Below are 7,567 nucleotides of genomic sequence, written 5' to 3' on the forward strand. Positions count from 1 at the left end.
GGCGGGCCCGCCGATCAGGAAGGGGCGCTGCGTCTCGCCGAAGGCGAGGTAGCGGTAGACCGCCGTGTCGTCGGGGCGGGCGGGGGTCTGGCCGGGGGCCGCGTCGGCCGTGGTCTCGCGCATGGTGCGTCCTTCCGGGACGGGGGCTGCGGGGCGCGCCCGACCGCGGCCGGACGCGGTCTGGACTCTACCAGCGGGCCCCGACGGGACACCGTGGGAGCGGGCGTGCGACGCCCTCGGCGGGGCGGCCGGTCCGGGCCGGCGGGCGGGGCTGGTGTATGGTGGTGCCCGCGCCGCAGGTGAGAAGCCGAGCGGCTGCGCGGGCGTAGCTCAATGGTAGAGCGCTTGCTTCCCAAGCAAGATACGCGGGTTCGATTCCCGTCGCCCGCTCCACCAGGAATCACCTCGTCAGGGCCCGGCCACCGCCGGGCCCTGAGTGCTTCCACGATGACGGCGGCCCGCCTCAGCGCCCCGCGCGCAGCTGACGCAGGCGCCGCTCCAGGTCCACGGGCAGATCCGCGGCGAAGCGCGGGTCGACGTCGGGCCCGGCGTCCGCCATCCGGTACACCCCGTCCGCGCGGTCCAGGAAGCCGTAGTCCACGAGCTCGCGCCGCAGCGTGGCCACGTCTTCGTGGGCCGGGCGCAGCAGGTCGTTGACCTCCGGCTCGGTGTAGGCGCGATCCGGGGCGAAGCGGCGCAGCAGCTCCAGGAGCACGGCCACGCGCGGCTTGCGCCGGGCGGGGATCGAGCGCAGCCGCTCCCCGTCGAAGAAGCGGGCCAGCACGGTGGCGTGGAAGCGCTCGGCGGCCTCCCACTCGTCGGCGAGCGCGGCCGCCGCGGCCGTGTACCGCTCGCCGGTGACCGCCATGCGGGCGCGGATCAGGGTCTTCAGATCGGACTGTCGGGTCATCTCGGGGTCCTCACGGGCGCGCCGCCCGGCCTCGCACGCGCCGCGGGGTCGGTCGACGTCCGTCGCGGTCGGTGGGCCCGAGGATCCGCTCCCCTTCGCGCCGGGCCGGCTCGGCCCTGCCGCGCGGGGCCGGGCCGCGCGGCGCGCTCGGCGGTGGGCGCCGCCGTCGTGGCCCAGGCTAGCGGACCGTTCCGGCGTAGGATCGCGCCATGCCCCTCACCCCGCCGAGCCCCGTCGCGCCCGCCGCCGAGGAGCGCCCGTGACGCAGGTGCTCTCCGGCTTCGCCGTGGTGTGGGTGATCATCGCCGTGGGCTTCCTCGTGGGCCGCTCGGGGGTGCTGGGCGAGGACGCCCGGACGGTGCTGTCCAAGACGGCGTTCTACATCGGCAGCCCGGCCCTGCTGTTCGTCACGCTCTCCCGCGCGGACGTGGCCGCCGTGCTGGGCCCGCAGCTGTGGGTGGCCACGCTCTCCGCGCTGGCCGCCGCCGCCCTCTTCCTCGCCGTCTCGATCCCGTTGCTCAAGGGCCGGCCGGCCTCCGAGCGCATCATGGCGGCCCTGAGCGCCTCGATGGTCAACTCGGCGAACCTGGGCATCCCCATCGCCACGTACGTGCTGGGCGACGCCGCCCTGGCCGCCCCCGTGCTCATCTTCCAGCTGGCGCTCTACACGCCGCTCTACGTGGCCGCCATGGACGTCGCCACCACGCGCGAGGGGCAGGCCCGGGCCGCGGGCGGGCGTCGGGCGGTGCGCCGCTCCCCCGGCCGGGCGATCGCGGCGCAGCTGCGCCAGACGGCGACGAACCCGATGATCCTCGGCTCCGCGGCCGGCCTCGTGTTCTCGTTCACCGGCTGGACGCTGCCCGGCCCGGTCATGGAGTCCGTGGACCTGATCGCCGGCCTGTCCATCCCGGCCATGCTCCTGGCGTTCGGCATGTCCCTGGTGGGCTCGCGGCCCCTCGAGCGCGCGGGCGGGCGGCGCGCGGACGTGCTCCTGGCCTCGGGCGTGAAGCTGCTGGCCCACCCGCTGATCGCGTGGGTGCTGGCGCAGTTCGTGCTCGGCCTGGACGGGCGGCAGGTGTTCGTCGCCGTCGTGCTGGCCTCCCTGCCGACCGCCCAGAACGTGTTCGTGGCGGCCGTGCGCTACGACACGGGGCTGCGCGTCTCCAAGGACACGATCCTCGTCACCACGATCGTCGCGATCCCGGCGATGATCGCCGTCGCCCTGCTGCTGGCCTAGCGGCCGCCGCGCGGGCTGCCGGCGGCCGGGCCGCGCAGCAGGAGCACGACGACGACGGCGAGCGTGGGCAGCGCCAGCGCGCTCGCCGCGTACACGGGCCAGGCCCACGGGCTCTGGTCCGCCCCGCCGATGTCGTAGATGTCCGCCAGGGACATGCCCATCGCGAACGAGGCGATGAAGTACGCGGGAGTGGCCGCGACGAGCGAGGCGAGGCCGAGCGCGAGCACCGCGAGGGGGTCGACCTCCTCGCGGCGCCACACGAGGAACCAGAGGATCGCGGCCACGCCGAGTCCCGCCGCCAGGATCAGGGCGGAGAGCAGGAACGGGAAGCCGCCCTCCCCCGCCGCGCCGAGGTCCGCGTACACCCGGCCCAGGCCGCGCCCGCCCGGGGCGGCGGCGAGCGGGTTGAGCACGAAGATCTGCAGCGCCGAGAGCACCGTGAGCGCCGCGACCAGGCCGGGGACCGCCGCGCCCGCGGCGAGGCGCACCCAGCCGGGCCGGTCGGGCAGGGCGGGCGGCGCCGTCGTCGGGCGGGGCCGGGACGCGCCGCCTCCGTGGGAGGCGGGCCGGGGGCGCGGTGCGGGGCGGGACATGCGGCCAGGCTAGCCCGTCCCGGGGGTGGCCCTAGGATGTGGCCCATGGCACAGAACACCGCGGGCGAGGGCCTGCTCGAGTCCATCCGTCAGGGCTACTCCTTCGAGGACGCCACCGTCACCCTCGGCGCCGCCGTGGTGGGGGACGAGGTGCACGCGGACACCCCCGTGCGGCTGCCGCTGCGCATGATGAACCGCCACGGGCTCGTGGCCGGTGCCACCGGCACGGGCAAGACCAAGACCCTGCAGATGATGGCCGAGCAGCTCTCCAGCGCCGGGGTCCCCGTGTTCCTCGCGGACGTCAAGGGGGACCTCTCCGGGCTCGCCGTCGCGGGCGAGGCCTCGGAGAAGCTCGCCGAGCGCACCACCGCCACCGGGATGCCCTGGCAGTCCCAGGCCTACCCCGTGGAGTTCCTCGCCCTGGGCGGCGACGGCGTGGGCGTGCCCGTGCGCGCCACCGTGGACGCGTTCGGGCCCGTGCTGCTCTCCCGGATCATGGAGCTCAACGAGACCCAGGAGTCCTCGCTGCAGCTGATGTTCCACTGGGCGGACCAGCGCGGCCTGGCCATGGACGACCTCGCGGACCTCAAGGCCGTGGTCACCCACCTGACCTCGGACGAGGGCAAGGCGGACCTCAAGGGGCTCGGCGGCGTCGCCAAGTCCACCGCCAACGTGATCCTGCGCGAGGTCACCGGCCTCGAGGCCGCCGGCATGGCCGCGTTCTTCGGCGTGCCCGAGTTCGAGACCGCGGAGCTGCTGCGCGTCGCCCCGGACGGGCGCGGCGTGATCTCCTGCCTCGAGCTGCCCACCCTGGCCGCCAAGCCGCAGCTGTTCTCCACGTTCATGGTGTGGCTCCTGGCGGACCTCTTCGCCGAGCTGCCCGAGGCCGGGGACCTGGACCAGCCCAAGCTCGTGTTCTTCCTGGACGAGGCGCACCTGCTCTTCGACGGCGCCTCGAAGGCCTTCCTGGACGCCATCACCACCACCGTGCGCCTGATCCGCTCCAAGGGCGTGGGCCTGTTCTTCGTCACCCAAACCCCGCAGGACCTGCCCGCCGAGGTGCTTGGCCAGCTCGCCAACCGCGTGCAGCACGCCCTGCGCGCCTTCACCCCGCAGGACGCGAAGGCGCTCAAGCAGACCGTGCAGACCTTCCCCACCACCGAGTACGACCTCGCCGAGACCCTCACCTCCGCCAAGGTCGGCGAGGCCGTGGTGACCGTGATGGACCCGGAGGGCGCGCCCACCCCCGTGGCGCTGACCCGCATGTGGTCCCCGCAGTCGGCCATGGAGCCCGCCCCCGAGGAGGCGATGCGCCAGATCGTGGGCGCCTCCGCCCTGCTGCCGGTCTACGGCACTGCGCAGGATCGCGAGTCCGCGTCCGAGGTGCTCTCCGCGCAGGCCACGGCGGCGGCCCCCAGCACGGGCGGCAGCGCCCGGGGCAGTGCCGCCGGCGCCGGAGACGCCCGCGTGGCGGACGGGCACGGCGGCGGCACCGTGGTGTCCGGGGTGGACCTGGGCGACATCGAGGCGCTGCGCCGCGAGGAGGAGAAGGCGACCGCCCGCGCCCGCAAGGAGGCGGACAAGCCGAGCGACTTCGAGCGCGCCATGGGCAACTTCGTGAAGTCCGCGGGCACCCAGCTGGGCCGCGAGGTCGTCCGCTCGGTGCTCGGCACGCGCGGCCGCCGCGGCGGCGGCCTGCTGGGCGGGCTGTTCCGCCGCTGACGGCCCGAGCCGCCCCAGCACCGCTTTCGTGCGGGAAACGGGAGCCTCCCACCCCGCTTTCGTGCGGGAAACGGGAGGCTCCCACCCGTTTTCATGTGGGAAACGGGAGGCTGACTCAGCCGCCGACGACGCGCGGGGCGGCATGAGCCGCGCCGGGTATCCGCCCCAGGGAACCGAGCACGGTCAGGCCTGCCGCCGAGACGACGTCGGGCCGCACCTTCGAGGCGAAGGTGCGGCCCGACGTCGTGGTGGGGTCCGGTGGAGGCGCGGTGCCCGAGACTCCCGTTTCCCGCACGAAAGTGCCGACGAAGACTCCCGTTTCCCGCACGAAAATGTGCCGGGCGGGGTGGGGGTCAGCGCACGCCGTGGCCCGAGAGCGACTTGGCCCAGGCCTCGATGGCGTCCCAGTCGCGGTAGTCGCCGTAGTTCTCGTTGCGGGAGACCTTGAGCTTGAGCTTCTCCAGCCAGCCCAGGCGCTCCTCCACGAGGGCGCCGCGGAAGAAGGCGATCTCGCGCGGGCCGTACGACTCGAGCTTCTCGCGCACCTTCGGGTCCAGCTCGTAGCCGCCGCCGGAGGCCAGGAACAGCAGAGGCTTGTCCGCGAGCTCGGCCCGGCGCGAGTCCAGGAAGTGCCGCGCCTCGGCCGCGAGCGAGCCCCCGTACACGGGCGCCGCCACGATCACGGCGTCGGCCGTGGCCAGCCAGGCGGCCGCGCCGTCCACGTCCTCCACGACGGTCTCGACGGACTGGGAGGTGCGCAGCACCTCGGCCACGCGCTGGGCGATCTCACGCGTGGATCCGTGGGCGGACGAGGTGACGATGAGCGTGGTCATGGTTCTGCGCAGCCTTCGTGGTCGGGGGCGGACGTCGGGGCTCAGTGTATCCCGCGCAGGTCCAGGTCCAGGCGGGTCTCGGCGCCCTCCGGGGCCCCCTCCGGGGCGTGCACGGTGACCGGGATGCCCCAGTCCTGCTGGTACAGGTGGCATGCGGCGTGGTCCGGGATGGGCTGCCCCTTCTCCCCGTCGCAGGCGGCGGCGCGCGCGGTGATGTGCAGGACGCCCTCGGCCACCGCGGGGTTCAGCCGCAGGGTCCGGCTCAGCCCGGTGGAGGTGCCGGCGCCCTCGAGCAGCAGCTCCTCCGGGGAGGAGGAGACCTTCAGCTGGGTGGGGTCGCCCCAGCGGTCGTCCAGCTTCTGGCCGGAGGGCGCGGCGAAGCCGATGGCCAGGTCCACGTCCCCGGCCACCATGGGCGTGCGGGGCCGCTGGGTCTGCCGGGCGCCCTCGTCCACGGTGAGGTACTCCTCCGGCACGGCCAGCCGGACCAGCCGGTGGGCGTTGGTCTCGACGACCACGATCGCCGCCGGCGCCCCCTCGGCGTCGTGCTCCACGAGCACGTCCGAGGGCTCCTGCAGCCCGCGGGCCACGGTGGACACGGCGGCGGCCACGGGGCGGCCGGCCGCGTCCTCGCCGGCGGGGGCGTAGCGGCGCACGGCGCCGTTGTAGGTGTCCGCGATGAGGACGGAGCCGTCCGGCAGGGCGGTCACGCCGAGGGGGTGCTGCAGCCGGGCCTGGGCCGCCTCGCCGTCCACGAAGCCGAAGTCGAACAGGCCGGTGCCGACGGCGGTGCCCACCTCGCGGCGCCCGTCCTCGCCGGTGCGCAGCCAGCGCACGGCCGAGGTCTCGGAGTCGGCGGCCCACAGGGTGCCGTCCGGGCCCACGGACAGGCCGGAGGTCTGGGCGAACCAGGCGGAGCCGGCGTCGCCGTCGAGCAGGCCCTCCAGGCCCGTGCCCGCGTGCACCGCGAGGGCGCCGGCCACGGGGTCGAAGTCGAAGAGCTGGTGGGTGCCCGCCATGGCGATCACCACGCGGCCCGCGGCCGGGTCCCAGGCCACGTCCCACGGGGAGGACAGGGAGATCGCGGTGGGCTCCCCCGGGATGTCGGACAGGTCCACGGCGACGCCCTCGGCGTCCCCGGCGGAGGCCTCCTTGGCGCGCTCGGAGTCGATGAGCTTCTGCACGCCGTTGCCGGCCACGGTGCTCACGCGGCCGTCCGCGAGGCGCAGCCCGCGCAGGCGGTGGTTCACGGTGTCCGCGACCACCACGTCGTAGCCGACCCGCTTCGCCACGTCCTCAGGCAGCAGGGCCAGACCGTTGGGCTCGTTGAACAGGGCCTGCTCCGGGCCGCCGTCCGCGTGGCCCTTCTCCCCCGGGGTGGGGAACGCGAGCCCGGCCTGCTCCTCGCCGGCCCCGGCCGGGTCCCCGCCGCCGACGGCGCGCAGCACCGTGGTGAGGTCCTCCGCCACCTCGAGGAGGCGGTGGTGGCCGGTGTCCGCCACGAGGAACGTGCCCGGCGCCGTGCCGCGGCCGGCCAGCGAGATCGCCTTGCCGGGGAACTTCAGGTCCCGGGCCACGGGCGCCGGCGGCACGTACGGGCCGGAGCCGCGGTGCAGGGTGCCCTTGGCCTCGTGCTCGGCCACGAGCTCGCGCACGAGCGAGTAGAGGCCGGCCACGTGCCCCTCGCCGGAGAGGTGGGCGGCGATGTAGCCCTCGGGGTCCACGACCACAAGCGTCGGCCAGGCGCGCGCCGAGTAGGCCTGCCACGTGGTCAGCTCCGGGTCGTCCAGCACGGGGTGCTCGATGGTGTAGCGCTCGACGGCGGCCGCGAGCGCGTCCGGGTCCGCCTCGTGCTCGAACTTGGGCGAGTGCACGCCCACGGTGACGAGGACGTCCGCGAACTCCTCCTCGAGGGGGCGCAGCTCGTCCAGCACGTGGAGGCAGTTGATGCAGCAGAACGTCCAGAAGTCCAGGATCACGACCTTGCCGCGCAGGTCCTCCAGGGTGACCTGCTCGCCGCCGGTGTTCAGCCAGCCGCGGCCCACCAGCTCGGACGCGCGCACGCGCGAGGCGGCCCGCGGCACGGCGGCGGGGGCGGCGTCGGACGGGGCGGCGTCGGGCGAGACGGCGGGCGGGGTCTGCGGATCGGTCATGCCCACCATCATGGCGCACGCCCCGGACGCGTCCGCGCTCGGCGGACGCCGGCGTCGTCACAGGGGGAAAGACGACGCCGGCCGGCCCGGCCCGGTGCGCCGCGCGGGCTGCCCGGGTC

6 protein-coding genes and 1 tRNA gene are annotated in these 7,567 nt (G+C 75.2%); 3 read left to right on the forward strand and 4 right to left on the reverse strand.

Going from position 1 to position 7,567, the window contains the following annotated elements:
• Positions 1-319: 319 nt before the first annotated feature.
• Positions 320-393 (forward strand) — tRNA-Gly (locus tag NWP10_RS09535).
• Between the two features lie 70 nt (positions 394-463).
• On the opposite strand, the gene NWP10_RS09540 is transcribed toward NWP10_RS09535, so the two are convergent.
• A complete protein-coding gene (locus tag NWP10_RS09540; RefSeq protein WP_184173624.1) occupies positions 464-910 on the reverse strand; it encodes a DUF2087 domain-containing protein in 447 nt (148 codons plus the stop codon).
• 259 nt (positions 911-1,169) lie between these two features.
• Between NWP10_RS09540 and NWP10_RS09545 the strand changes: the two genes are divergently transcribed.
• The gene (locus NWP10_RS09545; RefSeq protein ID WP_258300733.1) at positions 1,170-2,147 is read left to right on the forward strand and encodes an AEC family transporter; all 978 of its coding nucleotides are present in this window, start codon (positions 1,170-1,172) and stop codon (positions 2,145-2,147) included.
• On the opposite strand, the gene NWP10_RS09550 is transcribed toward NWP10_RS09545, so the two are convergent.
• Positions 2,144-2,740 (reverse strand): hypothetical protein, encoded by a 597-nt coding sequence (locus tag NWP10_RS09550; protein WP_258300734.1) that lies wholly within the window; start codon positions 2,738-2,740, stop codon positions 2,144-2,146. The two genes, NWP10_RS09545 and NWP10_RS09550, sit on opposite strands and share 4 nt — an antisense overlap.
• Positions 2,741-2,785: 45 nt before the next feature.
• Here NWP10_RS09550 and NWP10_RS09555 point away from each other — a divergent pair, with 45 nt between their 5' ends.
• Positions 2,786-4,462 carry a DUF853 domain-containing protein gene (locus NWP10_RS09555; protein WP_258300735.1) on the forward strand — a complete coding sequence of 559 codons (1,677 nt, stop codon included), beginning with the start codon at positions 2,786-2,788 and terminating at the stop codon, positions 4,460-4,462.
• Positions 4,463-4,815: 353 nt separating this feature from the next.
• Here the strand turns inward: NWP10_RS09555 and NWP10_RS09560 are convergent, their stop codons facing one another.
• Together NWP10_RS09560 and NWP10_RS09565 are read right to left on the reverse strand one after the other, a co-directional pair.
• Positions 4,816-5,295 carry a flavodoxin domain-containing protein gene (locus NWP10_RS09560; RefSeq protein ID WP_258300736.1) on the reverse strand — a complete coding sequence of 160 codons (480 nt, stop codon included), beginning with the start codon at positions 5,293-5,295 and terminating at the stop codon, positions 4,816-4,818.
• A gap of 41 nt (positions 5,296-5,336) precedes the next feature.
• The gene (locus tag NWP10_RS09565; protein ID WP_258300737.1) at positions 5,337-7,448 is read right to left on the reverse strand and encodes an NHL domain-containing thioredoxin family protein; all 2,112 of its coding nucleotides are present in this window, start codon (positions 7,446-7,448) and stop codon (positions 5,337-5,339) included.
• Between the last annotated feature and the right edge of the window lie 119 nt (positions 7,449-7,567).

This window comes from Micrococcus sp. HG099, from assembly GCF_024723355.1.
GTDB classification, from domain to species: domain Bacteria; phylum Actinomycetota; class Actinomycetes; order Actinomycetales; family Micrococcaceae; genus Micrococcus; species Micrococcus endophyticus.